Raw genomic sequence first — 25,742 nt, 5'->3', positions numbered from 1 at the left:
CGGTCTACTCCGCCGCTTCGGCCATCGGCCGGGGGGTGAAATCCTGAGGGAAGTGGGTCAGCGCGCTGAGGACCGGATAGGGTGTGAAGCCGCCGAGCGCGCAGAGCGAGCCGGCCTTCATCGTGTCGCAAAGGTCCTTCAGCAGGTCGACCTGCGCCTCCGGGCGCTCGCCGCCGGCGATCCGGTCCAGCGTCTCGACGCCGCGCACGGCGCCGATCCGGCAGGGCGTGCACTTGCCGCAGCTCTCGATGGCGCAGAACTCCATGGCGAAGCGCGCCTGCTTCAGCATGTCGACCGTGTCGTCGAAGACGACGATGCCGGCATGGCCGATCAAGCCGTCCTGCGCCGCGAAGGCCTCGTAGTCGAACGGCGTGTCGAACAGCGCCGGCGGGAAATAGGCCCCGAGCGGGCCGCCGACCTGCACCGCGCGCACCGGACGTCCGCTCGCCGTGCCGCCGCCGATCTCCTCGACCAGGGTGCCGAGCGTCACGCCGAAGGCGGTCTCGTAGAGCCCGCCATGGCGGATGTTGCCGGCAAGCTGGATCGGCATTGTACCACGCGAACGGCCGACGCCGAAATCGCGATAGAAGGCGGCGCCCCGGTCCAGGATCACCGGCACGGAGGCCAGCGACAGCACGTTGTTGACCACCGTCGGCCGGCCGAAGAGGCCGCGCAAGGCCGGCAGCGGCGGCTTGGCCCGCACCACGCCGCGCTTGCCCTCCAGACTGTTGAGCAGCGAGGTCTCCTCGCCGCAGACATAGGCGCCGGCGCCGACGCGCACCTCCATGTCGAAGGCGTGGCGCGAGCCCAGCACCGAGGCGCCGAGAATGCCGTCGCGGCGGGCGATCTCGATCGCCTCGCTCATGATCGCGATGGCATGCGGATATTCGGAGCGGGTGTAGATGTAGCCCTTGGTCGCCCCCGTCGCGATGCCGGCAATCGCCATGCCCTCGATCAGCACGAAGGGGTCGCCCTCCATGATCATCCGGTCGGCGAAGGTGCCGCTGTCGCCCTCGTCGGCATTGCAGACGATATATTTGCGGTCGGCCTCTGCCCTGAGGACCGTGTTCCACTTGATGCCGGTGGGAAAGCCGGCGCCGCCGCGGCCGCGCAAGCCGCTGTCGGTGACCGTGGCGACGATCTCCGCCGGCGCCATGGCGATGGCGTTGTGCAGCCCGCGCAGGCCCTTGTAATGGCGGTAGTCCTCCAGCGACAGCGGATCGGTGACGCCGACGCGGGCGAAGGTCAGCCGGGTCTGGCTCTTGAGGAAAGGAATCTCCTTGGTCTCGCCGTGGAACAGCGGATGCTCGCCGCCCTCCAGAAAGCCGGCGTCGAACAGGCCGGGCACGTCCTTTTCCGTGACCGGACCATAGGCGACGCGGCCATGGGCGGTGCGCACCTCGACCAGCGGCTCCAGCCAGTGCATGCCGCGCGAGCCGTTGCGCACGACCCTCGCCTCAAGGCCGCGGGCGGAGAGTTCGCCTGCGATCGCCTTGGCGACGCGGTCGGCGCCGACGGCCAGCGCCGCGGAGTCCCTGGGAACGAAGATCACCGGGGTCATCGGCCTGTCTCCTTCACCAGCTCGCGCATCGCCGTCTCGTCCAGCCGTCCGTGCAGCTCGCCGTCGAGCATCGCTGCCGGGGCGCAGGAACACAGGCCGAGGCAATAGACCGGCTCCAGCGTGACCCGCCCGTCCGGCGTCGTCTCGTGCCAGTCGATGCCGAGCGCGGAACGCACCCCGTCGGCAAGCCCGTCGCCGCCCATGGACTGGCAGGCCTCGGCCCGGCAGATCTTCAGCACATGGCGGCCCGCCGGCTCCTTGCGGAAATCATGATAGAAGCTCGCGACGCCGTGCACCTCGGCCCGGCTCAGATTGAGCGCCTCGGCGATGGTGCGCAACGCCTCGTCCGGCACGCAGCCGAACTCCTTCTGCACCTCGTGCAGGATCGGCAGCAGCGGCCCCTCGAGCTGCGCAAGGTCCTCCACGACGGCCTGCGTCCGTTCCGCGACCTGTCGTGACGACAATTGCAATGACATGCGTTCTCTCCCTCGCCTCGCCCGCCTCCCGGAAAGTCCGAAATGCGCGGAGAAACATCAACATCACTGTTCCGTTGTGCGATTGCACATCCTTATAGATGAGCAATTTACTCCACTTTTACGCCCTCCCGGCCCGGCTGCGTCGGGACGCGAGGGCTCGGCCGCGCCGGATGAGCGGCGCGCAGGGCGAAAGCACGGAAACGGTGGATCGGAGCCCGGGACGCCGGAGCGCCCCGGGCTTGGGTCTGGGCTTGGGCCTGGGGCCTGCCTCAGGCCTTGGCCGGCTGCGCGCCCTCCGGACCGGTGCTTTTCGCGCCGGCGCCCGCGCCGCTTTCCATGTGATGCCTGGCATCGACCGGGCGCACCAGCGCATTGGCCACCAGCGCGATCACCAGCAGGGCCGCCATGGCATACATGGTGGTGTTGTAGAGGCTCGGCGTCGGATCGACCGTGCCAATGGGCGCGATCTCCATCAACTGCGCCACCGTCACCGTCTTGGCCGCCACCAACTGATCGAGCTGCTCGACGCCCGCGCCGAACTTCTGCGCGAAGGCCTGCGGGTCGACCCTGGACGCAAGGTCCCGGATGGCGCTGTTGAGCGACATGTTGCGCAGCTCGGTGATGGCGAGCGGGCCGAGAACGCCGGCCGTGCTCCAGGCGGTCAGCAGCCGCCCGTGGATGCCGCCGACATATTTGGTGCCGAAGATATCCGCGAGATAGGCCGGGATCGTCGCGAAGCCACCGCCATACATCGTGAAGATGATCATGGTGGCGCCGTAGAACATCACCAGCCAGGTCACCGCCGGGTCGACGCTGACCTGCGCCGCCGCGAAGGGGATCGACAGGTACAGCAGCGTGCCGAGCACGAAGAACACGTGGTAGGTGTTCTTGCGCCCGATATAGTCGGAGGTGGAGGCCCAGAAGAACCGGCCGACCATGTTGAACACGGAGATCATGAACACATAGGTCGCCGCGAAGGTGGAGTTGACGATCAGCGGCAGGGTGGTGCCGAAGATCTCCGACATCATCGTCTTGGCGACGCCGATCACGCCGATGCCGGCGGTCACGTTGAAGCACAGCACGATCCACAACAGGTAGAACTGCGGCGTCTTCAGCGCCTGGTCGATATGGACGTTGTTCTGGGTGATCATCTTGCGCGAGGCGGCGGCGGCCGTCGGCGGCGTCCAGCCGGCCGGGCGCCAGCCCTCGCGCGGCACCCGGTAGGACAGGGCCGCAACGATCATCACCAGCAGATAGGCGAGCCCCAGGGTGAAGAAGGTGCCGGCGGCGCCGGTGTTGCCGGTGCCGACCACATAGATGCCTTCCTGCAGCGCGACCGGGGCGGCGGCCACCTCCTTGGCGCCGGCGAGCACCACCTCGACCAGTTGGCCGTTGACCTCGGCGAGGCGACGGCCGCCCTCGGTGACGAGATCGATGGAGCCGAGCGGGCCGAGATAATCCGGCGCCCGGTAGAACACGCCGAGCAGCCATTCCTTGATCGGCGTCGCGATCATCGCGCCGCCGCCGAAGCCCATGATCGCCATGCCGGTGGCCATGCCGCGGCGGTCCGGGAACCAGCGGATCAAGGTCGACACCGGCGAGACATAGCCGAGGCCGAGCCCGCAGCCGCCGAGCACGCCATAGCCGAGATAGAGCAGCCAGAGCTGGTGCGTCATGATGCCGAGGCCGCCGATCAGGAAGCCGCCGCCCCAACACAGCGCGGCGACGATGCCGACCATGCGCGGGCCGACTTCCTCCAGCCACTTGCCGGCAAAGGCGGCGGACAGGCCGAGAAAGACGATGGCGACCGAGAAGATCCACACGACCGACGACAGGCTCCAGTCGCCGGGCGCCGCCGCCACGACGCCGAACTGCTTGATCAGCGGCGGATTGAAGATGCTCCACGCATAAACGGAGCCGATGCACAGGTGGATGGCAATGGACGCCGGCGGAACCTTCCAGCGGTTGAAGCCGTCCTCTGCGACGATGTGTTCCTTTTTCAGCCAGTCAAACATGCACCTATTTCCTCCCGTGCACGGTTGTCGAGGCAGCTCCGCAAGCCATGCCGCGCCGTTGACCGGATCGTCGGCAGCTTCCGGCCGGCCCCCTCCGGAGCCGGATGCCTGCCGTCCGCCCTCCCCGCACGCCGACAGGGCCTCCCGCCCCGCCAACCACGGCAGACCGGCCCGCTCGGGCGGCCTGCGACCAGACAGCGCAGTCCCCTACGCAAGTTCGGCGCCAGTTTGAATGATCTTTGTTTTTCAAGGGATTGACGGAAAAGCCCCACCCAACGCGGACATTTTGTCCACTTGACGCGCCGGTCGCCCGTCGCGGCCTGGACATTTTGTCCGAAGGCTCAGGAGGCGTCGGCCAGCGGCTCCTCGGGCAGCCAGATGGTGAAGACGGTGCCGGCGCCCGGCGCGCTGCGCACGCGGATCTCGCCGCCCTGGCGGCTGACCAGCGTCTGGGTGATCGACAGGCCGAGCCCCGTCCCCTGCCGGCTCTTGGTCGTGTAGAACGGGTCGAAGACGCGCGCGAGCACCTCCGCGCTCATGCCGACGCCGGTGTCGGCGACCTCCACGGTCACGCCCGGCACGCCGTCGCGCTGCGTGTCGGCGGTGGCGAGCGACAGCCGCCCGCCCTTCGGCATCGCGTGGATGGCATTGACGATCAGGTTGATCAGCACCTGCTGCAGTTCGGTCCGGTTCATCAGGACGGTGCGGGAGGCCCGCATCTCGCGCACCACCTCGATCTCGGTCTGGCGCAGCAGATGGCGCACCAGCGGCAGGCAGTCGGAGATCACCTCGTCCGGCGCGTGCCGGTCGGCATAGCCGGCATATTCGTCGGGCTTGGCGAATTGCAGCAGCTTCATGACGATCTGGTTGATCCGGTCGACCTGCTCGTCGATCAGCCGGATCTCGGTCCCGGCGACCTTGGCGTGTTCGCCGAGCAGCATCCGCAAGACCTCCAGGTTGCCCTGGATGACGGCGATGGGATTGTTGATCTCATGCGCGACGCCGGCGGTGATCTCGCCGATGGCCGCCAGCTTCTCCGACATGATGAGCTGCTTGGTGGTCTCCTCCAACTGGCGGTTCGCCAGCATCAGGTCGCGGGTGCGCTCCTCCACGCGGGCGTTCAGCTCCTCGTTCCAGGAGCGGAGCTGCCGGTCGCGTTCCTGCACCAGGTCGAGAAGATGGTCGAGATGCTGCGCGACGCGGGCGATCTCGTCGCTGCCGCCGCCGGGCCGGGTGCGCGCGCCGAGATCGCCGTGCTCGACCCGCCCGATCGTGTCGGTCATCCGCTCCAGCGGCTTGAACACGCCGCGCGCCCAGCGCAGGAACAGCGGCACGCTGCCGGCGGTGACGACAAGGAAACCGACCAGCACGGCAACCAGCGTCGCCAGCTTTTCCGCCTGGAACGGCGCCTCCAGAAAGCCGACATAGAGCATGCCGACCCGCTCGCCCCGGCTGTCGGCGATCGGCTCATAGGCGGAGATGTACCAGTCGTTGACGACGAAGGCACTGTCGAGCCAGACCTGCCCCTCGCCCAGCACGCGCTCGCGCACCGCCGCCGAGACCCGCGTGCCGAGCGCCCGGCGGTTCTCGAACAGGCGCACATTGGTGCTGACCCGGACATCATCGAGAAACAACGTGGCGGTGCCCTGGCTCCCCTCCGGCAGGCTCGCCTCGCGATAGACGAGATCGTTGATCGTGTCGATGAAAACGAGGTTCTGGTTGAGCAGGATGCCGCCGACCAGCGCCGCCGGCACCGCCTCCGCCAGACGCGCCGGACTGGCCGAGTGCACGACCATGCCGCGCGTCTCGGTGGTCCGCTCTGTCGGCACCGCGTTGGCTGTGGGGATCAGCTCCAGGCTCGCCCGCGCCGCAAGCTCCGGCGACAGGCCGGCAAGCTCCTCGCCCTCGAAAATGTCGACGCCGCTGGCCGGCGTGCCGGCCATGGCCCGGTCGATCACCGGCCAGTCGCGGCCGAGCGGCGGGCGAGCCCCGGCCGGAGAGACCGCCCGCACCCGGCCGTCGCCGCCGACCAGATAGAGAAAGTCGAGGCCCATCTCCGCGCGGCTGCGCTCCAGCAGCGCGGCCAGCGCCGCCCCGTCGCGCGCATCGGCGATGTCGCGGAACTCCGCCGACTTGCCGAGCGCGTCGAGCCGCTCGCCGGTGTTGTCGAGGATCCGGGTGAAATACTGGTGGGCGACCGTCAGGTCGGCATTGACCTTGGTCTTCAGCAGGGCATCGAACTTCGAGTTCCAGCGCACCATCGCCCAGCCGAGGAACAGCGGCAGCACCACCAGGGTCGGCAGCAGCGCGATGGCCAGCAGCCGCACCCGGACCGACAGCCGGCCGCGGCGCGCGGGCACCGCCCGCCGCCCGTCCTCAGGCTCAGCCATTCCAGTCGACGAGCTTGCGGTCGATGGTCTTGCGCGAGATGCCGAGCCGGCGCGCCGCCTCGGCGCGGTTGCCCTCGCACGCCTCCAGCACCCCGAGGATATGGCGCCGCTCGACGTCTTCCAGCGCATCCGTCCGGACTTTGGCCGGCGCGGGCGCAGGTCCGCGCACGGGCTTGCCCACCAGATCCTCCGGGAAGCGTCCGAGGATCAGCGAGCGCTCGATCATGTTGCGCAACTCCCGGACATTGCCCGGCCAGTCATAGGCGAGCAGCCCGGCGACCACCTGTGGCCCCATCGGCACCGGCGGCATGCCGAGCTGGATCGCCAGCTTGCTCATGAACAGTTCCGCCAGTTCGCGAATATCGTCGCCGCGCTCACGCAGCGGCGGCATCTCGATCTGCAGGACATTGATCCGGTAGAACAGGTCGGCGCGGAACCGGCCGGCCTCCACTTCGCGCTCCAGATCCGCGTTGGTGGCGAAGACGAACCGCAGATCCACCGGCACCTCGCGCTCCGAGCCGATCGGCCTCACCCGGCGATCCTCGATCGCCCGCAGCAGCTTGCCCTGCAGCGGCATCGGCAGATCGCCGATCTCGTCGAGGAACAGCGTGCCGCCCTGGGCATGCATGAACAGGCCCTCGCGATTGGCCGCCGCCCCCGTGAAGGCCCCCTTCAGGTGGCCGAACAGCTCCGCCTCGATGACATCGGCGGGGATCGCCGCGCAATTGACCGGCACGAAGGGCTTGGCCGCACGATCCGACAATTCGTGGACCGAGCGTGCCGCCACCTCCTTGCCGGTGCCGGACTCGCCGGTGATCAGCACCGAGGTCGGCAGCGGCGCGACGCGGGCGATGGTGTCGCGGATCTGGCCGATCTGGCGGGAATGGCCGATCAGCTTGTCGCGCAGCAGCAGGTGGTCGGAGGTGGCCTGCAACTGGTGGCGCAGCAACTGGTTCTCGCGCAGCAAGGTCACCCGGTCGAGACAGCGCGCCACCGCGTTGAGCAACTGGTTGGACCGGAACGGCTTCAGCACGAAGTCGACCGCGCCCGCCCGCAGCGCCTGGATCGCCGTTTCCAGGTCCGCATAGGCGGTCATCAGGATCGCATGGGCGAAGAAGCCGATCTCCCGCTGTTCGGCGAGCCACTCCACCCCGGTCTTGCCGGGCATGATATTGTCGAGGATGACCACGTCGAAGTGATGCCGGTCGAGCAGCAGCGAGGCGGCGGCCGCGTCCTCCGCCTCCTCGATCCGCTTGCAATGCGGCGCCAGCGTGCGCACCAGGAAGTTGCGCATGCCGGGCTCGTCGTCGACGATCAGGATCGAGGCCTGCGACAGCCACGGCCCGAATTGCGCGTCGACGGACGCGTCCGTCGCGCGCTTGAGCGATCCCGTGCCCATGAACTCCCTCCCCCGGATTCTTTTGTCGTTCTGTGTTTTTCTCTTCCAAGAGATAGCACAGCCGGCCGGACACGATAATGCCCGCGAGGCGCAGCTTGCAAACACACGAAGACGCGAGAACCGGAAGACCGGCGCTGTGGGAGGGACGACGCGCGCCGCCTAAACGGCGCTGAGGCGCAGGGCGACCGTGTTCAGCGCCGCAACCTTGGCCTCGGCCGAGCCGCCGGCATAAGCGCTTTCCAGCGTCTCCAGCACCTGGCGGAACCGCTCCAGCTCCTTGCCGGCGATGTCCAGCGTCAGCGGCTGGTCGTCATAGGCATCGACGAATGCCTGCGCGGCGCGGGCCACCAGCAGCCAGGCGATGGCCTGTTCGGGCTCGCCGGCGATGCGGGCACGGGCCTCGCGCGCGCAAGCTTCGAAGCTGCGCACGCTCGCGCTGTGCTCGGTCAGACCATTCGCAATCTCGATGAACATCCTGCTCTCCTTTGGCGAAGACCTTTCGCCGGCCTCTTTCGCGGGGACCCTACGCCGTGCGGGCCGAAACCGTCCAGTGCACCGGCACCATGGGATCGAAGACGGTAACCGTGCCCTCGCCCGTCACCACCTTGTCCGGCACCGGGACCGGCGCCGCGCGCTTTTCCAGCACCAGACGGCCCTCGTTCGGCGGCAGCCGGTAGAAGGCCGGCCCGTTCAGCGAGGCGAAGGCCTCCAGCCTGTCGAGCGCGCCCTCCTCCTCGAAGACATGGGCAAGGCAGGCCATGGCGTTCGGCGCGGTGTAGATGCCGGCGCAGCCGCAGCCGCATTCCTTCGCCGGATCCACATGCGGCGCGGAATCGGTGCCGAGGAAGAAGCGCGCATCGCCCGAGGTCGCGGCCGCACGCAGCGCCAGCCGGTGTTCCTCGCGCTTGGCGACGGGCAGGCAGTAGTAATGCGGGCGGATGCCGCCGGCGAAGATCGCATTGCGGTTGATCATCAGGTGATGAACCGTGATCGTCGCGGCGAGATCCCTCTCCTGCGCGCGGACATAATCGACCCCCTCGCGCGTCGTCACATGCTCCAGCACGACGCGCAGGCCCGGAATGCGCCGGCGCAGCGGATCGAGCACCGTTTCCAGGAACACCGCCTCGCGGTCGAAGATGTCGACGGCCGGGTCCGTCACCTCGCCATGGACGCAGAGCGGCAGGCCGATCTCGGCCATGCGCTCCAGCACCGCAGTGACCTTGGAGAAATCGCGCACGCCGCCATGCGAATTGGTGGTGGCGCCGGCCGGATAGAGCTTCACCGCGGTGATCAGCCCGCTGCGGAAGCCGGCCTCGACATCGTCCGCCTCGGTGCCTTCGGTGAGATAGAGCACCATCAGCGGGGTGAAGTCGTGACCCTTGGGCAGGGCGGCGAGAATGCGCTGGCGATAGGCCTCAGCCTGCGCCGTCGTGACCACCGGCGGCACCAGGTTCGGCATGATGATCGCGCGGGCGAAATCGGCCGAGCTGTGCGGCAGCACGCCGGCGAGCATCGCCCCGTCGCGCAGGTGCAGGTGCCAGTCGTCGGGCCGGCGGATCGTCAGTCGGGTCATGGCGCCCCCACGAGATACTGGTGGACGATATCGGTGGCGGCGAGCAGATCGGGCAGCTCCATCGCCTCCTGCGGATTGTGCGAGCCGTTGCGGTTGCGCACGAAGACCATGCCGGCCGGCACCCCGACGGACGAGAACACCGCCGCATCGTGGCCGCCGCCGCTCGCCATCACGAACGGCTCCTGGCCGACGGTCTCCATGGCCGTGCAAAGGCCGGCGACGAGACCGGGATCGCACAGGGCGGGGGCGACGCGCAACTCCTCGTCGAGCTCGAAACGGACTTTCCGGTCGCGCTCGATCTGCGCCATCTCGGTCTTCAGCAATTCGCGCATCTCGTCCAGCACCCGCGCGCTCTGGCTGCGGATGTCGAGGCTGAACGACACCTGGTCGGGAATCCGCGTCATCGCGTGCTTTTCCGGATCGGTGCCGACGATGCCGCTGGTCAGCACCAGGTCGTCGCCCTTGGCGAGAATGGTCGCCCAGCTCTCGTCGAGCCGCACCAGGAGGTCGGCCAGCGCCAGCACCGGATCGCGGCGGAAGGCGCGCGGCACGGCGCCCGAATGGCCGGCCTCGCCGAGGCAGCGCAGGGAGCGGTAGCGGATGTTGCCGCGAATGCCCGACACCACCGCCGCCGGCACGTCCTTGCCGATCAAGAGCGGCCCCTGCTCGATATGCACCTCCAGATAGGCGGCGATCCGCGACAGGTCGATCAGCGGCCGGCCGGCGCGCACGCCCGCCATGTCGATGCCGAGCGCGTCCATATGGGCATCGAGCGTGCGGCCATCGCCCTTGTGGCGGGCGGCAAGATCGGAGGCCGGCAGCGTGCCGGTCAGCGCCTTGGAGCCGATATAGCACGGGCCGAACCAGGCGCTTTCCTCGCCGCGCATGGCAAGCACATGCACCGGAAAGGCGAAGCGGCGGCCCTCGCGCCGCGCCCGCACCAGGCACAGCAGACCGGCGACGACACCGGCAAGGCCGTCGAAATTGCCGCCGAAGGGGACGCTGTCGACATGCGAGCCGATCAGCGTGTAGCGCGCCGCCTCGCGCTCGCCCGGCAGGCAGAAATTGGCGTTGAGCCCGGCGTCGTACCAGACCTCCAGCCCCTCGCGGCGGGCGAAGTCCTCCAGGAAGGACAGCGTCTTCGTCTCGATGTCGGAAAAGGCCGGGCGGCTGACGCCTTCCACATCCGGCGACAGGTGCGCGATCTCGTCGAAGAGGAAGCCGGCAAGGCGCAACTCCTCGGCGCGGTCATAGGCCCCGGACTTCCTCAGCGCGGTCACGGCGCCGCCTCCATGAACACGACGCCCTCCTTCTGCTCGCCGTCGATCAGCGTGCCGATCAGCTCGCGCACGGACGAGAGCTTCTCGCGCTGCAGATAGCGCTCCAGCTCGGCGATGACGGTGACCATCGCCGTCGGATTGATGAAGGTGGCGGTGCCGACCTGCACGGCGGTGGCGCCGGCGATCAGGAACTCGATCACGTCCTCGGCGGTGGAGATGCCGCCGCAGCCGATCACCGGAATGGTGGTCGACTTGGCACACTGATAGGCCATGCGCAGGGCGATCGGCTTCAGCGAGGGGCCCGACAGGCCGCCCATCAGGTTGCCGAGCTTCGGCCGCCGGGTGCGGATGTCGATGGCCATGGCCAGCAGCGTGTTGGCGACGACCAGCGCATCGGCGCCGCCCTCCTGCGCCGCCCGCGCCACTTCCGGCGTCTCGCCGGTGTTCGGCGTCAGCTTGGCCCAGAGCGGCAGATGCGTCGCCGCGCGCAGCTTGCGCATCACGTCATAGGTCGAGGAGGGACGGATGGCGAAGGCCTTGCCGTCCTCCTCGATGTTCGGGCAGGAGATGTTGACCTCGATGGCGGCAACGCCCTCCACCGTCACTTCCGAGCACAGGCGGGCGAACTCGTCCGCCGTATTGCCGGAGATCGATACGACCAGCGGCGTCTCGTAGTCCTGGTAGAACGGCACCACCTTGTCGAGGAAAGCGCCAACGCCCTTGCTCGGGATGCCGATGGAATTCAGCATCGACCCGCCGACCTCGCACACGCGCGGCGTCGGGTTGCCGTCGCGCAGGCCCCTCGTGATCGTCTTCGTCACATGGGCGCCGAGGCAGTCGAGGTCGAAGACCTCGGCCAGTTCCTCGGAAAAGGTGCCCGAGGCCGGCATGATCGGGTTCTTGAGCTTGAGGCCGGCAATGTCGACGGACAGGTCTACCATGGCATGGCCTCCTGGATGTCGAAGACGGGTCCCTCGCGGCACACGCGCAGTTGCACGGTCTTGTCGCCCTTGCGGAACGGGCGGACGCAGCAGTGGCACATGCCGAGGCCGCAGGCCATCTGCTGCTCCAGCGCGATCTCGCCGGGAATGCCGTGGCGCTTGCCGATCCGCTGCAACAGGGTCAGCAGGCGGTTGGAGCCGCAGGTGTAGAAGGCATCGATGCCCGGTCCCGCGATCCGCTCCTCGATCAACCCCTCCAGATGCTCGAGCGACGAGGTGCCGTCCGCATCGGTGACCGGCACGATCTCGGCCCCGAGATCGCGGAAATAGTCGATCGACATCAGCAGGTCCGGATGGCGGGCGCTGCAGATCGCGGTGAGATGCCGGCCGAGCCGGTTGGCCTCCAGCGCCAGCGGCGCCAGCGTCGCAAGGCCGACGCCGCGGGCGACCAGCACCAGGCGCCGCCAGTCGTCGTCGATGCGGAAGCCCTGGCCGAGCGGACCCATGACGTTGAGCGTGTCGCCGGCGCGCAGCTTCGCCAGCGCCCGTGTGCCCGCGCCCGCCACCTTGTAGAGGAAATGCAGCTCGCCGCGCTCGGGATAGAAGCCGTAGATGCTCATCGGCCGGCGCAGATAGGGCGTCTCGCCGCCGAGCACCGGACACAGCAGGTTGAAGAACTGGCCGGCGCGGCACAGGTCGAGCATCTCGCGCGGGGCTGCCAGCACAAGGCGCATGTACTCGCCGTTGACCGGGTCGTTGGCGAGGACGCCAAGGTCCCGCTCGAAGACGACGGGTTGCGCCCGCCCGCCAATGGCGGGCGCGGCTCTTGTCAGCACGCTGGTCATCCGAACACCAGATTGGGCAGGAAGGTGGAGATCGACGGGATATAGGTGATGATCCCGAGCGCCACGAGATTGGCGATGACGAAGGGCCAGATGCCGGCAATGATCGTCATCACCGGCTTGCCGAGCGTCGAGGACGCCACGAAGAGATCGAGCCCGAAGGGTGGCGTGATCATGCCGGCGGAGATGTTGAGCGTGACGATCATGCCGAAATGCACCGGGTCGATTCCCATCGCCATCGCCACCGGATAGAGCGGCGGCACCAGGATCAGCAGCGCCGAATTCGGGTCGATGAACATGCCGGCGATCAGGAAGACGACGTTGACCACCAAGAGGAAGGCGATCGGCCCGGCATCGACCGCCGCCAGGAACTGCAGGATCTGGCTGGGGATCTGCGCCAGCGTGATGAAGTAGGAGAGCAGGCCGCCGAGCGCCAGCAGGATGAAGATGATCGCGGTCGAGACGGCCGCCCGCTCGGTCACCTTGAACAGCTTCTTCAAGGTCAGCTCGCGGAACACCACCATTTCCACGAAAATGGCGTAGACGACGCTTACGGCGGCGGCCTCGGTCGGGGTGAAGATGCCCGAATAGATGCCGCCGAGAATGATCGCCGGCATGCCGAGCGCCCAGCCCGAATGCGCAACGGCGCGCAGCCGCTCGCCCCAGGAGGTGCGCTCGCCGGCGGACACGCCGGCGCGCCGCGCCTCGATGGCAACCATGATGGCGAAGACGAGGCCGAGCACCAGGCCGACCGCCATGCCGGCGACGAACAGCCGCGCGACCGAGGTGCCGGTCATCCAGCCATAGATGATGAAGGTGATCGACGGCGGGATCAGCAGCGCCGTCTCGGCGCTGGAGGCGATGAGGCCGAGCGAGAACTTGTCGCTGAAGCCGGCCTTGCGCATTTCCGGATAGACCAGCCGGCCCATCGCCGCGACCGTCGCCGGCGCCGAGCCGGAGACCGAGCCGAAGGCCATCGAGCCGCCGACGATGGTATAGCCGATGCCACCCTTGCGATGGCCGAGCAGCGACTGCACGAGGCCGGTGAGGCGGCGGGCGATCTGGCCCTCGCCCATCAGCTCGGCCGCCAGGATGAAGAAGGGAATGGCGAGCAGCGTCGAATGGTTGATGCCGCCGACCAGCTTCTGCACCACGACCGGATCCGGCAGGGAACCGTAGAAGATCTGCTTGACCAGCAGCGCCGGCACGCCGAGCACGAGGAACATCTCGAAGCCCGCGACCAGCAGCAGAACGGCCAGCGCGACGATGAGGTAGAGAAGAATCATGCCTCGTCGGCCTCCCGTGCCGGCATGCGGTCGATCAGCCCGAGGAAGCTCAGCAGGTAGCGCAGGGCAAGCAGCCCGAAGCCGACCAGGGGCGCGACATAGATCCAGCCCATCTCGAGGCCCAGCGTCGGGCTTCTCTGACCCGAGCCGAAGACGAACAGCGTCATCTTCCAGGCGAGCCAGACGAGATAGAGCGAAAACAGGAAGCCGGTGGCATCGATGATGCGCTGGACCGGCAGGCGGGTGGCGGCGGCGATGCGCGCGCGCCAGGTGTCGACGGCGACATGGCGGCCGATTTCCAGCGCGTAGCCGATGGCGAGGAACACCAGGTAGAGGTTCATCAGCCGCACCGCTTCCTCGATCCAGCTCAGGCTGGAGGCAAGCGGGCTGCCCGAGGCGCGCACCACCACGTTGACGAAGTAGAGAGCCACCATCGTCAGGAAAATCAGGACCAGTGCGGACCGTTCGACGGTCCGCAGGATCGAGAGGGCACTGCGCATTGACCTGCTCCAGTCGTCCGCCGCAAGGGCTGTCCTGCCCGCCGCTCGCGGCGGACCCGGAATGAAATCGGGCGCGGATCCGGCCGCGCCACCCACCACACAAGGCGGCGGGCAGTTCTTAAGCGGTGCGGGCGCAGGTCCCGCCGCGCCCACCCGCCGCTAGGGCGGCGGGCAGTAAAGCGGTGCGGGCGCGGTCCGGGCCGCGCCCACCCGCCGCTAGGGCGGCGGGCAGTAAAGCGGTGCGGGCGCGGTCCGGGCCGCGCCCGCGGGCCGGAACAGCCGGCGGTTACTTGGTAACCGCGGCGTATTCCTGCTCGTAAAGGTTCACCAGCAGCAGGCCTTCCTCGCCGGCGCCCTGGATGTAGGCGTTGCGGGCGGCCGGATACATGGTCTCGCGGAACGCGGCCTTCTCCTCGGCGGAGAGCTCGCGCACCTCGACGCCGGCACCCTTGATCTCCTCCAGCGAGGCGGCGACCGACGCCTGCTTGTGGGCGATCAGGTCCGGGACCACCTCGGCGAAGGCCTCGGTGATGACCGTGCGATACTCTTCCGGCAGGCTGGCCCAGAAGGTCGGGTTGAACAGGACCACGTCCTCCATCGCGCCGTGATTGGAGAGCACCAGGTGCTTCTGCACCTCGTAGAACTTCATGGCGCGGATGGTGTCGAGCGGGTTCTCCTGCGCATCGACGACGCCGGTCTGCAGCGAGGTGTAGAGCTCGCCGAAGGGCAGCGCGATGGCCGTGGCGCCGACCGCCTTGAACTGCTCGATCAGGATCGCCGAATCCATGACGCGGAACTTCTGGCCGGAGAAGTCCTCCATGCTGGCGAGCGGCTTGTTGGACGTGAAGTTCTTCTTGCCGTTCGGCCAGAGCATCAGGCACTCGACGCCGCGACTCTCGAAGGACTCGCAAAGCGCCTTGCCGAAGGTGCCCGAGCGCAGCTCCTGCGCCTTGGCATCGTCATCGGGCAGCAGGAAGGGAATGTCGAGGATCGACACGACCGGATTGAAGCCGCCGAGGAAGGCGGCCGGGGCGACGGTCGCCTCCAGCGAGCCGAGCTGCACGCCCTCGGTCATCTCGCGCTGCTGGCCGAGCTGGCCCTGCGGGAAGATCTGGAACTCGACGGCGCCGTTGGTGCGCTCGGCGACCAGTGCCGCAACCTTTTCAAGGTGCACGTGGCGGGACTGCTGGGTCGATTCCAGATGGCCGATCTTGGCGACGAAATCCGCCGCGAAAGCGCCGGACGAGAAGGCGACGGCGAGGACGGCCGTCGCGGCCAACTTGCTGATTGACTGTGTCATAGGGCTCCACCTCTAAGGCTAACAGGCACCGGATACGCTTTTGCTTCTTGGCGCGACAGCGCGGAAGGAAGGACGCAGCGTATGGGGCGATCCGGAGCCTGTCAATATTTCATCTCAAAAATGAGACAATTGGACATTTCATCCAAGAACTGATTATCTTGATCGGAAATGAGCCGCCACACGAGATCGCCGGCCGCGCTGCCGGCCCTCGCAGGCCATGGGAACCCGTGGTGACCCCGATACCGACCTCAACACCGATGCAGGACGACGACACCATCCGGTTCAGCGATATCGGCGCAAGGCTGCGGGCCCATCGCCTGGGCAAGGGCCTGACGCCGGAGGCGCTGGCGGAAAAGCTCGGCATTTCCCGCGCCGCGCTGTACCGGGCCGAGAAGGGCGAGATCCGCAAGATCGAGATGCTGACCTCGATCGCCGCCGAACTCGGCATGTCGCTGCCGAGCCTGCTCGGCGTCGGGGTGGAATATGTCAGCACCTCCATCGGCTTCTTCGAGCGCATGCGGCAACTGGAGGACGAATGCCAGCAGATCATCGGCCTGTTCAGCCCGATGTCCTACTTGCTGACCTCCGACGACTATGACGCGATCCTTAAGGAAGTGCTGCAGGAATCGATCCCCGACGGCACCGATCCGGACGGCGAGGCGGCCGAGGCGGTGGAGCGGCTGCTGGAGATCCTGCGTGCCCGCAAGGAGGCCTTCCGCCTGCGCCGGCCGCTGATCGTCAGCCTGATCTCCTCGGCCGATCTCGAACGCTTCCTGCTGCACGGACTGATCGGCCGCCACGACCTGCCGCCGCAAACGGTCGACCGCCGCCGGCTGATGGCGCGGCGCGAGGCGGAGTATCTCCTGTCGATGCTGCGCGACCAGCCGATCGGCATCCAGATCGGCATCGTCCGCGGCCCGGTGCCGGCGACGAGCTTCCAGATCTTCCGCCAGACCAGCCGCTCGGTGCTGGCGATCAGCCCGTTCCGGCTCGGCGAACAGCCGAATGTCCGCCTCGGCGTCGCCATGATCACCTCGGCGGCGGAGGCGATGACCCTGCACGAGACCATCGCCGAACGGCTGTGGGGCGACGCCCTCAAGGGCGCCGAGGCGATCGCCCATCTGGACGCGACGATCGACAAATACGCCATCGCCGCCCCGCCGACGACGGACGGTTGAGACGCCGGGCGAGGCCCGATCAGCCGCCAGTCGCCGGCGTTCCCTTCCGTGCGGCCACCAGATAGCGGGGGGTCGTGCCCGGCCAGAGCCCCGCCCGCGCCAGGTTGAGCTCGCCGAACGGCCCGGCCCTGAGGATCTCGAACCCCACCGACGACAGTGCCTCCGCAACGGGCCGGGCGCTTTGCACTGCGGCAAAGGGCTGCCGCGCCCGCTCAGCGGCGGGCCAGTCCGACGCGCGCCAGAACCCGTCCACCAGCAGGACGCGGCCGCCCGGCCTCAGCCACCCGGCCCAGGCGGAGAAGGCCCGATGCGGATCGACCAGATGGCAGAGCACCTGTCGCGAGACGATCCAGTCGAAGGTGCCAGCGGCGAAAAGCGCGGCGTCGTCCGATGCGCCGACGACGAAGTCGTGCCGCCGCAGGGCCGGGTTCCGCTCCAGCGCCCGCTCGACCATCGGCCCGGAGGGCTCCAGCCCGGACACTGCGTAGCCGGCCGCCTTCAGCGCCACCGTCAGCAGGCCGGTCCCGGCGCCGATATCCAGCACGCGCGCCGGCGGCCGCTCCTTCCCGGCAAGCGCCGTCATCACCGCGAGCCAGGTCTCGACCTCCTCGGGAGGCAGCCGGTGCTCGGGGTCGTCATCGTAGCGGGCTGCCCCGATCTCGTCATAGCTCATGTCACCGATGCCATCCGTTGGGGAGCGGCCCTGCGAGAGCTGCCCGTCACATCGCAGGTCGCGAACCTGCTTTCGATCACCTGCTGGAGCCGCGCGATCGCGAAGGAGAGTGCCCAGTAGATCGCGGCGGCGATGACGAACATCTCCAGATACCTGAAGCTGGAGGAACCGACTTTCTCCGCGACACGGGTCAACTCGACGACCGTGACGACGGAGGCCAGCGAAGTCTCCTTGACCGCGCCGATGAAGCGCGTGCCGAGCGTCGGGATCGCCGCCCGCAGCGCCTGGGGCAGGACGATGAGGAACAGGACCAGCGCCGGTTTCAGCCCCAGGGAGGCGCCGGCATCCCACTGTCCCGGCTCCACCGACCCGATCACTCCGCGCAGGTCCTCGCCGATGAAGGCGCCGGAATGCAGGGCAAACGCGGCAATGACCGTGGGGATCGCCGGAAGCACCACGCCGACCTGGGGCAGGCCGTAATAGAGGAGCAGGATCTGCACCAGCAGCGGCGTGCCGCAGAGAAACGACACGGCAATGCGCGCAGGTACCCGCAGCAGGCGCGGGCCGTAGAGCCGGGCGACGGCCAGACCCAGCCCGATCGGCAGGGCGAGGAGAAACGACACCACCCCGAGGACGACGGTCAGCACCGTCCCCGAAACGAGAAGCGGCCAGGCCCGGATGAAAAGGTCGATCACACGCAGTGCCCCACGACCTAGTCACCCGAATCTGAAGTTCGTCACATGTCTCGGCATGCTCTGAACGAACTTCAGATTCAAAAGGGTGACTAGCAAGTCTATGTTTCTAGTGTGGTTTTCGAATTTGAAATACGCTCACCGGCACGCTGCAAAAATGAGGCGTATTTCAAATTCACCACCCTAGTCGGCGGCGGCCTTTTTCAGCTCAGCCGCCATGTCGACGCTGCCGAGCCATTTGGCGGACAGGCTGCTATAGGTGCCGTCGTCGATGATCGACCGGAAGGCCGCGTTCAGCGCCTGCCCGAAGCGGTCCTCGCCCTTCCGGAACACCATCGCGTTGATTTCCCGGTTGACCTGCACCGCCCGGACCACCGGCAGGGCGTTGATCCTGGCGATATAGGCGCCCGCATCGTCGGAATAGATCACCGCGTCGACCCGGCCCACCGCAAGGTCGGACAGCGCCAGGGCGGCGTTCTCATAGGCGCGCACATCGAGCTTCTTGTCGCCGTGCTCGGCCGCCAGATACCCCTCGGTGATCGAGCCCGCGAGCGTGCCAACGGACTTGCCGTCGAGATCGTCCAGCGTCCTGATCCGCTCGTCGCCCGTACGCACGAAGACGCTGGTCCCGATCGCCATGTAGGGCAGCGAGAAGTCGACGATCTTCGACCGCTCCTCGGTGATCGTGTGGCCGGCGATGACCAGGTCGAACCTGTTCGCCTGGATGCCGGGAATGAGGTCGGGAAACCGGGCCGGCACGAACTCGACCTTGCCGATGCCCATCCGCGCCGCCAACTCGTTCGCCAGGTCGATCCCGAGCCCGGTCAAGCGGTTGTCGTCGTCGAGAAAGTCCCAGGGCGCATGCCCCTGCGTGTTGGCCACCCGTAGCGTCCCCGCCGCTTCGACACGGGCGAGAAGGTCGTCCTGCGCAGCGGCCGCGGAGGCCAGGGCGGACAGAACGATGGAGAGGGCAAGCAGGATCGCTCTGCGCATGGCGGCTCCCTTGACGGATTGCGGGTGGGCACGGCAGGCGGAACCGCACAGGACGGTGGGCCAAGCTGCCCGCCCCTGCCGATGACGCCAGTGCGTTACAGGGTAACATTTACATAGACGTGATAACATAACAGTTGCCGTGGTCAAGGGGCCGGATCGGCATCGGCACGGGGGATCCGCGCCCGCGCTGGACGCCACGGTGACATTGTCACCGTTCCCGCGGGGCGGTGCATGGCATCCCGGCCGGACGTCGTGCCGAGCGGCCCGGGATTGCGACTGTGAGATCAAACCCATTCCATCGCAGGATGCCGACCTGTCAGGGCGGCTCGGGAGAGCACGGGACCATGGACAGCCCCGAACGGCCGACCGCCGCCCCACCGGAACGGGGCGCGCCGGAAGGGGGCGCGTCGGAAGGGCGCGCGTCGGAACGGGACGCGCGGGCACGGATCATCGCCCCGGTGCGGGCGGAACTGCGCCGGGCCGGGCTGCTGGCCGTGCTCGCCGGCATGATCTGGCCGCTGCAGGCCGCCGCCATCGCCTGGGCGATCGCCGGCTGGGCGACCGGCACGGATGTGCTTGCCCGCAGCCTCGCGGCCGCGCTCGCCATCGGCATCGGCGCTCTGGTCCGCGCCGGGCTCGAGCACCGGAGCGGCCGCCTGCTGTTCGAGGCCGCCGACCGGACCATCGCCCGCGAGCGCCAGGCGCTGCTGCTGCGCGAGGCCCGCGCCCGCGCCCCCGAAGGCTCCGCCGCCGTCGCGGCGCTGGCCTTGCAGAAGCTGCCGCTGCTGCAGCCCTGGATCACGCGCTACCACGTGGCGATGACGCGGGTCGCGGTGCTGCCGGCGCTGCTGCTGCTGCTGACCGTCTCGATCTCCTGGGCCATCGGTCTGGTGCTGCTGGTCGCCGGGCCGCTGATCCCGGTGTTCATGGCGCTGGTCGGCATGGCCGCCGAAGCCGCCTCCCGCCGGCAACTGGCCGAGATCGGCACCATGAACGACATGCTGATGGACCGCCTGTCGGCCCTGCTCGATATCCGCCTGCTCGGCGCCGCCGACCGCGCGGCGCAGGATTTTTCGGCCCGCGCCGAGGCCCTGCGCGAGCGGACGATGGCGGTGCTGCGCATCGCCTTCCTCTCCTCCACCGTGATGGAACTGTTCTCGGCGATCGGCGTCGCCATGGTCGCGGTCTTCGTCGGCTTCAGCCTGCTCGGCGAGATCGGCTTCGGCACCTGGGGCGCGCCGCTGACCCTGGGCGAGGGCGTGTTCCTGCTGCTGATCGCCCCCGAATTCTTCCAGCCGCTGCGGGACCTGGCCGCCGCCTGGCATGACCGCGCCGCCGGCCAGGCCGTGGTCGCCGAGCTGGAAGCGTTCGACCGCGCCGAACGCGTCACCGTGGTCGGCCAGGGCGAGCCCGCCGCACCGCTTGCCGGCCCGATGTCGCTCGAACTCTCCGGCGCGGTCGCCGCCCTGCCCGCCCGCGCCCTGCCGCTGCCCGTCTTCGCCGTCGCCGGCAGCGCGCTGATCGCCTTGAGCGGGCCGAGCGGCGCCGGCAAATCGACGACGCTCGCCGCCATCGCCGGACTGGTGCCGCTCGCCGCCGGGCGCATCACCGTCTGCGGCCGGCCGCTCGGCCCCTCGATCGCCGATGCCTGGCGCGCCCGCCTCGCCTATATGGCGCAGGCGCCGCATTTTCCCGACCAGATGCTCGCCGACTATCTCGATCCGCTCGGCGAGGGCGCCGACCCCTGGCACGCGCTCGACCTCGCTCGCGCCCGGCAGGTGGTCGAACACCTGCCGGCGGGCTTGCGGACCCGGCTCGGCGAGACCGGCGGCGGCGTCTCCGGCGGCGAGGCGCGCCGGCTGATGCTCGCCCGCGCCATCCTCACCGGCGGCGACCTCCTGCTCGCCGACGAGCCGACCGCCGACCTGGACAGCGAGACGGCGGCGATGATCATCGCGGCGCTGCGGCAGCTCAAGGCGGGCGGACGAACGGTGATCGTCGCAACGCACGACCCGGCGCTGATCGCCGTCGCCGACCGCACCGTGGAGATCGCTCCATGACGCCGCTGCTGCGCGTGGCGCGCCTGCTGATGTCGGCCTCGCCCCGGGCGATGGCGCGCGGCGCCGCGCTGACCCTCGTGGTGCTGCTGATGGGTGCCGCCCTGCTCGGCCTGTCCGGCTGGTTCATCACCGCAACGGGCCTCGCCGGCCTTGCCGGCATCGGCATCGCCTTCGACGTGTTCCGCCCCTCCGCCGGCGTCCGTCTGCTGGCCCTCGGCCGCACCGCCGCACGTTACGGCGAACGGGTGCTGACCCACGACGCCACCTTGCGCGCGCTCGCGGCGCTGCGCGTCGACCTGCTCAGGCGGCAGGCCGGGCTCGATGCCCGCGCCCTGGCGCGGCTGCGCGGCGAGGCGAACCTGACGCGGATCGTCGCGGATGTGGACGCGCTCGACGGCATCGTGCTGCGCCTGCTGCTGCCGGTGCTGGCCGGGCTGGCGACCCATGCGGTGGTCTTCCTGGCGCTCGGCCTGCTGGTCGACTGGCTGGTTGCCTGGCTGGTCCTGCTCGGCTATCTGCCGCTCGCCGCGCTGGTGCTGCGGCGCCTGGCGCGGCGTGGCATCGCCCCCTCGGCCGCGGCGGAAGACCGCGCCCAGACGCTGCGCCGCGGGCTGATCGACATGCTGCGTGACCGCGAGGCGCTGATCCTGACGGGAACGCTCGGGGCGCGCGAGACGGCGCTCCTCGACGTGGAGCGGCAGGCGCGGGCGGCGGCGCGGGAGCTCGACCGCAGCGAGCGGGAGGCCGGCGCCCTGCTGTCGCTGGTCGTCGCCCTCGTGGCCGCGCTGGCGCTACTGGCCGGCGGCTGGCTGATGCAGCGCGGCGATGTCGACGCCGCCTCCGCCGCCATCGGACTGTTCGTTGCCCTGGCGCTGGCGGAAACCGTCCTGCCGCTGCGGCGCGGCTTCGCGGAGCTGGGACGCATGCTCGGCGCCGCCGAGCGGATCCTGCAGGACGACCCCGGCCCGCGCACGCGCGGCCCCGCTCCGGACCAGGACCGGGACCAGAATCAGGACCGTGATCCGGCGCCCCCCGTCCCGGCGGCCGGCGCGCCGCTGCTGGACTGGCGCCGCGGCCCGCTCTCGCTGATGCTCCATGCCGGCGAGGCAGCGGCGCTGGAAGGGCCGAGCGGCGCCGGAAAGACCACGCTGCTGCTGCGGATCGCCGGCATGACCGACGCGCCCGCCGACGAGATCCGGGTGCTCGGCCGGCCGCCACTGGACTGGCCGGAGGATCTGTTCCGCGACATCGTCACGATGGTGCCGCAGCGCAGCGCCCTGATCGCCGGCAGCGTGCGCGACAATCTGACGCTCGCCGGGCCGGCAACGGACTCGCAGATATGGGCAGCGCTGGAGGCGATGGATCTCGCCGCCGCGATCGACGAGCGCGGCGGCCTTGGCGTCCGGCTCGGCGAGCGCGGCGCCGGCCTGTCGGGTGGACAGGCGCGGCGGCTGTCGCTCGCCCGCGCCATTCTCCGGCGTCCAAGGCTTCTGCTGCTCGACGAGCCGACCGAGGGCCTCGACGAGGCGACGGCCGAGAGGGTGCTCGCCGGCCTGCGCCGGGCGCTGCCCGAGACCGCGCTGCTGGCGGCCCTGCATCGCGGCGGCGAACACCCGGTGTTCGGACAGCGGCTGCGCCTCGCCCGGTGACCAGGTCGCGATCGGCACGTCCTCGGTGACCATGTCACCGTCGCGGCGGCGGCCGGCGCGCTAACCAGATCCCCGAACCTCAACACCCCGGCACCGATCGCTTACGCGCTGGCGATCGCGGCCGGACGTTCGGGAGAGTCCGATGGAACTCGATGTCGTCGAGCTGTCGCGCCTGCAATTCGCGATGACAGCCATGTATCACTTTCTCTTCGTGCCGCTGACGCTGGGCCTGTCGGTCATCGTCGCGATCATGGAGACGGTCTATGTCATGACCGGCCGCCCGATCTGGCGGCAGATGACCAAATTCTGGGGAACGCTGTTCGGGATCAATTTCGTCCTCGGCGTCGCCACCGGCATCACCATGGAATTCCAGTTCGGCATGAACTGGTCCTATTACAGCCACTATGTCGGCGACATTTTCGGCGCGCCGCTGGCCATCGAGGGCCTGATGGCCTTCTTCCTGGAAGCAACCTTCGTCGGCCTGTTCTTCTTCGGCTGGGACAAGCTCTCCAAGGTCGGCCACCTAACGGTGACCTGGCTGGTGGCGATCGGCTCGAACTTCTCGGCCCTGTGGATCCTCATCGCCAACGGCTGGATGCAGAACCCGGTCGGCGCCGTGTTCAACCCCGAGACCATGCGCATGGAGATGACCTCCTTCTTCGAGGTCATGTTCAACGAGGTGGCGCAGGCCAAGTTCGTGCATACCGTCTCGGCCGGCTACGTGACCGCCTCGGTCTTCGTCCTCGGCGTCTCGGCCTGGTATCTGCTGAAGGACCGCCACGTCGAACTCGCCCGCCGATCGATCGCCGTCGCCGCCTCCTTCGGGCTGGCCTCGGCCCTGTCCGTCGTCGTGCTCGGCGACGAGTCCGGCTACTCCGCCACCCATACGCAGCGCATGAAACTCGCCGCCATGGAAGGCATGTGGCAGACCCATGAGGCACCGGCCTCGTTCACCCTTGTCGGCATTCCCGACCAGGAGGCGCGCGAGACCCGCTACGCCGTCGAGATCCCCTGGGTGATGGGCCTGATCGGCACCCGCTCGCTGACCCGCGAGATCCCCGGCATCGAGGACCTGGTCGCGGAATCGGACCGGCGCATCCGCTCCGGCATCATCGCCTATGACGCGCTGATGACCATCCGCGAACAGCGGAGCGACACGCCGGCGGAGATCCGCGAGACCTTCGAGGAGCATGGCGGCAACCTCGGCTATGCCTTCCTGCTGCTGCGCTATGTCGAGGACCCGCGCGGCGCCTCCGACGAGTTGATCGCCAAGGCGGCGCAGGACACGGTTCCCACCGTCTGGCCGCTGTTCTGGGCGTTCCGGATCATGGTCGGCCTCGGCTTCGGCTTCATCGCGGTGATGGTCTACTTCTTCTGGTATGCCAGCTTCCGCGCCCATGCCTATCCCCGTTGGGCCCTGCGCGCGGCGGTCGCGATCATTCCCACGCCCTGGATCGCCGCCGAACTGGGCTGGTTCGTCGCCGAATACGGGCGCCAGCCCTGGACCGTCGACGGCGTGCTGCCGACGGCGCTCTCGGTCAGCCACCTGTCGGTGCAGGACGTCCTGCTGACGCTGGCCGGTTTCGTGCTGTTCTACACGGTGCTCTTCGTCATCGAGATGGGGCTGATGCTGAAATACATCCGCAAGGGCCCGACGCAGGATGTCGATGTCACCGACGCCTGGGAAGCGCAGCACCGACACCGCCTTCTCGATCGTGGCCGCGAGCCCCTTTCGGCCGCCACAGCCGCGGAGTAAAGATCATGATCCTCTACGAACTCATGAGTTACGAACTGCTGCGCGTGGTCTGGTGGCTGCTGCTGGGCGTGCTGCTGATCGGCTTCGCCATGACCGACGGCTTCGACATGGGGGTCGGCGCCCTGCTGCCCTTCGTCGCCCGCACCGACACCGAACGGCGGGTGGCGATCAACACGGTCGGCCCGGTCTGGGAAGGCAACCAGGTGTGGTTCATCCTCGGCGGCGGCGCGATCTTCGCCGCCTGGCCACCGCTCTACGCGGTCAGTTTCTCCGGCTTCTACCTCGCCATGTTTGTCGTCCTGGCGGCGCTGATCCTGCGGCCCGTCGGCTTCAAGTACCGCTCCAAGCGGTCGTCGCCGGCCTGGCGCAACGGCTGGGACTGGGCGCTCTTCGTCGGCGGCGCGGTGCCGGCGCTGATCTTCGGCGTGGCGGTCGGCAACGTGCTGCAGGGCGTGCCCTTCGAACTGACGCCCAACCTGTTCGCCCGCTACGAGGGCGCCTATTACGCCAAGTTCATCGGCCTGCTGAACCCCTTCGCCCTGCTTGCCGGGATCGTCTCCCTGACGATGCTGGTCACCCATGGCGCGGCCTGGCTGTCGCTGAAGGCGGAAGGGGCGGTCGCCGAGCGGGCGCGGCAGATCGGCGCCGTCACCGGGCTTCTCACCATGGGCGGCTATGCCCTGGCCGGCCTGTGGCTGGCCTTCGGGATCGAGGGCTATGCGCTGGTCGGCGAGGTCGTCACCGACGGCCCGTCCAACCCGCTCTATTCCGAGGTCGAGCGCACCGCAAGCTGGCTTTCGGCCTATGGCGAGCGGCCGTGGATCGCCATCGCGCCGGTCCTCGCCTTCCTCGGCACCGGCCTGGCAGTCAGGGGCCTGCTGAGCGGCCGCGAGGTCTCGACCCTGCTGTGGTCGAAGCTCGGCATCTTCGGCGCGATCTCCTCGGTCGGCCTGACGATGTTTCCCTTCATCCTGCCGTCGTCGCTCGACCCGCGCAGCTCGCTCACCGTGTGGGACAGCTCGTCCTCGCATCAGACGCTGTTCGTGATGCTGGTGACGACGGTGATCTTCATGCCGCTGATCCTCGCCTACACCGCCTGGGTCTACAAGGTGCTGTGGGGCAAGGTCACAGAGGCCGAGGTCAGCGAAAACTCCGAAAACGTCTACTGAGGAAGGGGT

The 25,742-nt window shown here is 68.7% G+C and carries 21 protein-coding genes; 5 read left to right on the top strand and 16 right to left on the bottom strand.

Annotated elements, in window-relative coordinates:
- Positions 1–4: 4 nt before the first annotated feature.
- The 13 genes from TSB10GB4_RS16880 to TSB10GB4_RS16820 all read right to left on the bottom strand — a co-directional run bounded on the left by TSB10GB4_RS16880 (position 5) and on the right by TSB10GB4_RS16820 (position 15,563).
- On the bottom strand, positions 5–1,561 hold the full coding sequence (locus tag TSB10GB4_RS16880) for an NADH-quinone oxidoreductase subunit NuoF (protein ID WP_186396683.1): 1,557 nt from the start codon (positions 1,559–1,561) through the stop codon (positions 5–7).
- Positions 1,558–2,037 (bottom strand): formate dehydrogenase subunit gamma, encoded by a 480-nt coding sequence (locus TSB10GB4_RS16875; protein WP_186396682.1) that lies wholly within the window; start codon positions 2,035–2,037, stop codon positions 1,558–1,560. Before TSB10GB4_RS16875 ends, TSB10GB4_RS16880 begins: the two co-directional genes overlap by 4 nt.
- Before the next feature lie 269 nt (positions 2,038–2,306).
- Positions 2,307–4,052 (bottom strand): OFA family MFS transporter, encoded by a 1,746-nt coding sequence (locus TSB10GB4_RS16870; protein WP_186396681.1) that lies wholly within the window; start codon positions 4,050–4,052, stop codon positions 2,307–2,309.
- Between the two features lie 341 nt (positions 4,053–4,393).
- Positions 4,394–6,442, bottom strand: a complete 2,049-nt coding sequence (locus TSB10GB4_RS16865; RefSeq protein ID WP_186396680.1) for a HAMP domain-containing sensor histidine kinase — start codon at positions 6,440–6,442, stop codon at positions 4,394–4,396.
- Positions 6,435–7,841 carry a sigma-54 dependent transcriptional regulator gene (locus TSB10GB4_RS16860; RefSeq protein ID WP_186396679.1) on the bottom strand — a complete coding sequence of 469 codons (1,407 nt, stop codon included), beginning with the start codon at positions 7,839–7,841 and terminating at the stop codon, positions 6,435–6,437. The genes TSB10GB4_RS16865 and TSB10GB4_RS16860 overlap by 8 nt, the downstream gene beginning before the upstream one ends.
- A gap of 159 nt (positions 7,842–8,000) precedes the next feature.
- Entirely contained in the window at positions 8,001–8,315 is a 315-nt protein-coding gene (locus TSB10GB4_RS16855; RefSeq protein ID WP_186396678.1) for a hypothetical protein, read from the bottom strand.
- 49 nt (positions 8,316–8,364) lie between these two features.
- Complete coding sequence (gene pyrC, locus TSB10GB4_RS16850) at positions 8,365–9,414, bottom strand: dihydroorotase (RefSeq protein ID WP_186396677.1); 1,050 nt, start codon at positions 9,412–9,414, stop codon at positions 8,365–8,367.
- Positions 9,411–10,694 (bottom strand): Zn-dependent hydrolase, encoded by a 1,284-nt coding sequence (locus TSB10GB4_RS16845; protein WP_186396676.1) that lies wholly within the window; start codon positions 10,692–10,694, stop codon positions 9,411–9,413. The genes pyrC and TSB10GB4_RS16845 overlap by 4 nt, the downstream gene beginning before the upstream one ends.
- Positions 10,691–11,635: a dihydroorotate dehydrogenase gene (locus tag TSB10GB4_RS16840; protein WP_186396675.1), complete on the bottom strand. Its 945-nt coding sequence runs from the start codon at positions 11,633–11,635 to the stop codon at positions 10,691–10,693. Before TSB10GB4_RS16840 ends, TSB10GB4_RS16845 begins: the two co-directional genes overlap by 4 nt.
- Positions 11,629–12,480 (bottom strand): dihydroorotate dehydrogenase electron transfer subunit, encoded by an 852-nt coding sequence (locus tag TSB10GB4_RS16835; RefSeq protein ID WP_186396674.1) that lies wholly within the window; start codon positions 12,478–12,480, stop codon positions 11,629–11,631. The genes TSB10GB4_RS16840 and TSB10GB4_RS16835 overlap by 7 nt, the downstream gene beginning before the upstream one ends.
- The gene (locus tag TSB10GB4_RS16830; RefSeq protein WP_186396673.1) at positions 12,477–13,763 is read right to left on the bottom strand and encodes a TRAP transporter large permease; all 1,287 of its coding nucleotides are present in this window, start codon (positions 13,761–13,763) and stop codon (positions 12,477–12,479) included. Before TSB10GB4_RS16830 ends, TSB10GB4_RS16835 begins: the two co-directional genes overlap by 4 nt.
- Positions 13,760–14,263 carry a TRAP transporter small permease gene (locus TSB10GB4_RS16825; protein WP_186396672.1) on the bottom strand — a complete coding sequence of 168 codons (504 nt, stop codon included), beginning with the start codon at positions 14,261–14,263 and terminating at the stop codon, positions 13,760–13,762. The genes TSB10GB4_RS16830 and TSB10GB4_RS16825 overlap by 4 nt, the downstream gene beginning before the upstream one ends.
- Positions 14,264–14,549: 286 nt before the next feature.
- Positions 14,550–15,563 (bottom strand): TRAP transporter substrate-binding protein, encoded by a 1,014-nt coding sequence (locus TSB10GB4_RS16820; protein WP_186396671.1) that lies wholly within the window; start codon positions 15,561–15,563, stop codon positions 14,550–14,552.
- Between the two features lie 230 nt (positions 15,564–15,793).
- Between TSB10GB4_RS16820 and TSB10GB4_RS16815 the strand changes: the two genes are divergently transcribed.
- Complete coding sequence (locus TSB10GB4_RS16815; protein WP_244570938.1) at positions 15,794–16,741, top strand: helix-turn-helix domain-containing protein; 948 nt, start codon at positions 15,794–15,796, stop codon at positions 16,739–16,741.
- Positions 16,742–16,760: 19 nt separating this feature from the next.
- On the opposite strand, the gene TSB10GB4_RS16810 is transcribed toward TSB10GB4_RS16815, so the two are convergent.
- From TSB10GB4_RS16810 to TSB10GB4_RS16800, 3 genes are all read right to left on the bottom strand, one after another.
- Positions 16,761–17,414 carry a bifunctional 2-polyprenyl-6-hydroxyphenol methylase/3-demethylubiquinol 3-O-methyltransferase UbiG gene (locus tag TSB10GB4_RS16810; protein WP_186396670.1) on the bottom strand — a complete coding sequence of 218 codons (654 nt, stop codon included), beginning with the start codon at positions 17,412–17,414 and terminating at the stop codon, positions 16,761–16,763.
- Positions 17,411–18,109: an amino acid ABC transporter permease gene (locus TSB10GB4_RS16805; RefSeq protein WP_186388230.1), complete on the bottom strand. Its 699-nt coding sequence runs from the start codon at positions 18,107–18,109 to the stop codon at positions 17,411–17,413. Before TSB10GB4_RS16805 ends, TSB10GB4_RS16810 begins: the two co-directional genes overlap by 4 nt.
- 180 nt (positions 18,110–18,289) lie before the next feature.
- The gene (locus tag TSB10GB4_RS16800; protein WP_186396669.1) at positions 18,290–19,099 is read right to left on the bottom strand and encodes a transporter substrate-binding domain-containing protein; all 810 of its coding nucleotides are present in this window, start codon (positions 19,097–19,099) and stop codon (positions 18,290–18,292) included.
- Positions 19,100–19,443: 344 nt separating this feature from the next.
- On the opposite strand from TSB10GB4_RS16800, the gene TSB10GB4_RS16795 reads away from it, so the two are divergent.
- From TSB10GB4_RS16795 to cydB, 4 genes are all read left to right on the top strand, one after another.
- Complete coding sequence (locus TSB10GB4_RS16795) at positions 19,444–21,159, top strand: ABC transporter ATP-binding protein/permease (RefSeq protein ID WP_186396668.1); 1,716 nt, start codon at positions 19,444–19,446, stop codon at positions 21,157–21,159.
- Positions 21,156–22,808, top strand: a complete 1,653-nt coding sequence (locus tag TSB10GB4_RS16790; protein ID WP_186396667.1) for an amino acid ABC transporter ATP-binding/permease protein — start codon at positions 21,156–21,158, stop codon at positions 22,806–22,808. Before TSB10GB4_RS16795 ends, TSB10GB4_RS16790 begins: the two co-directional genes overlap by 4 nt.
- Positions 22,809–22,950: 142 nt before the next feature.
- The gene (locus TSB10GB4_RS16785) at positions 22,951–24,564 is read left to right on the top strand and encodes a cytochrome ubiquinol oxidase subunit I (RefSeq protein WP_186396666.1); all 1,614 of its coding nucleotides are present in this window, start codon (positions 22,951–22,953) and stop codon (positions 24,562–24,564) included.
- 5 nt (positions 24,565–24,569) lie between these two features.
- Positions 24,570–25,733 (top strand): cytochrome d ubiquinol oxidase subunit II, encoded by a 1,164-nt coding sequence (gene cydB, locus TSB10GB4_RS16780; RefSeq protein WP_186388235.1) that lies wholly within the window; start codon positions 24,570–24,572, stop codon positions 25,731–25,733.
- Positions 25,734–25,742: the final 9 nt, after the last annotated feature.

The sequence above is a fragment of the Stappia sp. TSB10GB4 genome (genome assembly GCF_900185745.1).
Lineage (GTDB): Bacteria > Pseudomonadota > Alphaproteobacteria > Rhizobiales > Stappiaceae > Stappia.
This window is presented reverse-complemented; position numbering and strand designations above follow the sequence as displayed.

Coding starts and splice junctions, on each gene's coding strand:
- TSB10GB4_RS16880 (WP_186396683.1), bottom strand. CDS start 1,561: ATGACCCCGGTGATCTTCGTTCCCAGGGACTCCGCGGCGCTGGCCGTC.
- pyrC (WP_186396677.1), bottom strand. CDS start 9,414: ATGACCCGACTGACGATCCGCCGGCCCGACGACTGGCACCTGCACCTG.
- TSB10GB4_RS16830 (WP_186396673.1), bottom strand. CDS start 13,763: ATGATTCTTCTCTACCTCATCGTCGCGCTGGCCGTTCTGCTGCTGGTC.
- TSB10GB4_RS16875 (WP_186396682.1), bottom strand. CDS start 2,037: ATGTCATTGCAATTGTCGTCACGACAGGTCGCGGAACGGACGCAGGCC.
- cydB (WP_186388235.1), top strand. CDS start 24,570: ATGATCCTCTACGAACTCATGAGTTACGAACTGCTGCGCGTGGTCTGG.
- TSB10GB4_RS16800 (WP_186396669.1), bottom strand. CDS start 19,099: ATGCGCAGAGCGATCCTGCTTGCCCTCTCCATCGTTCTGTCCGCCCTG.
- TSB10GB4_RS16860 (WP_186396679.1), bottom strand. CDS start 7,841: ATGGGCACGGGATCGCTCAAGCGCGCGACGGACGCGTCCGTCGACGCG.
- TSB10GB4_RS16870 (WP_186396681.1), bottom strand. CDS start 4,052: ATGTTTGACTGGCTGAAAAAGGAACACATCGTCGCAGAGGACGGCTTC.
- TSB10GB4_RS16825 (WP_186396672.1), bottom strand. CDS start 14,263: ATGCGCAGTGCCCTCTCGATCCTGCGGACCGTCGAACGGTCCGCACTG.
- TSB10GB4_RS16785 (WP_186396666.1), top strand. CDS start 22,951: ATGGAACTCGATGTCGTCGAGCTGTCGCGCCTGCAATTCGCGATGACA.
- TSB10GB4_RS16835 (WP_186396674.1), bottom strand. CDS start 12,480: ATGACCAGCGTGCTGACAAGAGCCGCGCCCGCCATTGGCGGGCGGGCG.
- TSB10GB4_RS16840 (WP_186396675.1), bottom strand. CDS start 11,635: ATGGTAGACCTGTCCGTCGACATTGCCGGCCTCAAGCTCAAGAACCCG.
- TSB10GB4_RS16855 (WP_186396678.1), bottom strand. CDS start 8,315: ATGTTCATCGAGATTGCGAATGGTCTGACCGAGCACAGCGCGAGCGTG.
- TSB10GB4_RS16865 (WP_186396680.1), bottom strand. CDS start 6,442: ATGGCTGAGCCTGAGGACGGGCGGCGGGCGGTGCCCGCGCGCCGCGGC.
- TSB10GB4_RS16795 (WP_186396668.1), top strand. CDS start 19,444: ATGGACAGCCCCGAACGGCCGACCGCCGCCCCACCGGAACGGGGCGCG.
- TSB10GB4_RS16820 (WP_186396671.1), bottom strand. CDS start 15,563: ATGACACAGTCAATCAGCAAGTTGGCCGCGACGGCCGTCCTCGCCGTC.
- TSB10GB4_RS16790 (WP_186396667.1), top strand. CDS start 21,156: ATGACGCCGCTGCTGCGCGTGGCGCGCCTGCTGATGTCGGCCTCGCCC.
- TSB10GB4_RS16810 (WP_186396670.1), bottom strand. CDS start 17,414: ATGAGCTATGACGAGATCGGGGCAGCCCGCTACGATGACGACCCCGAG.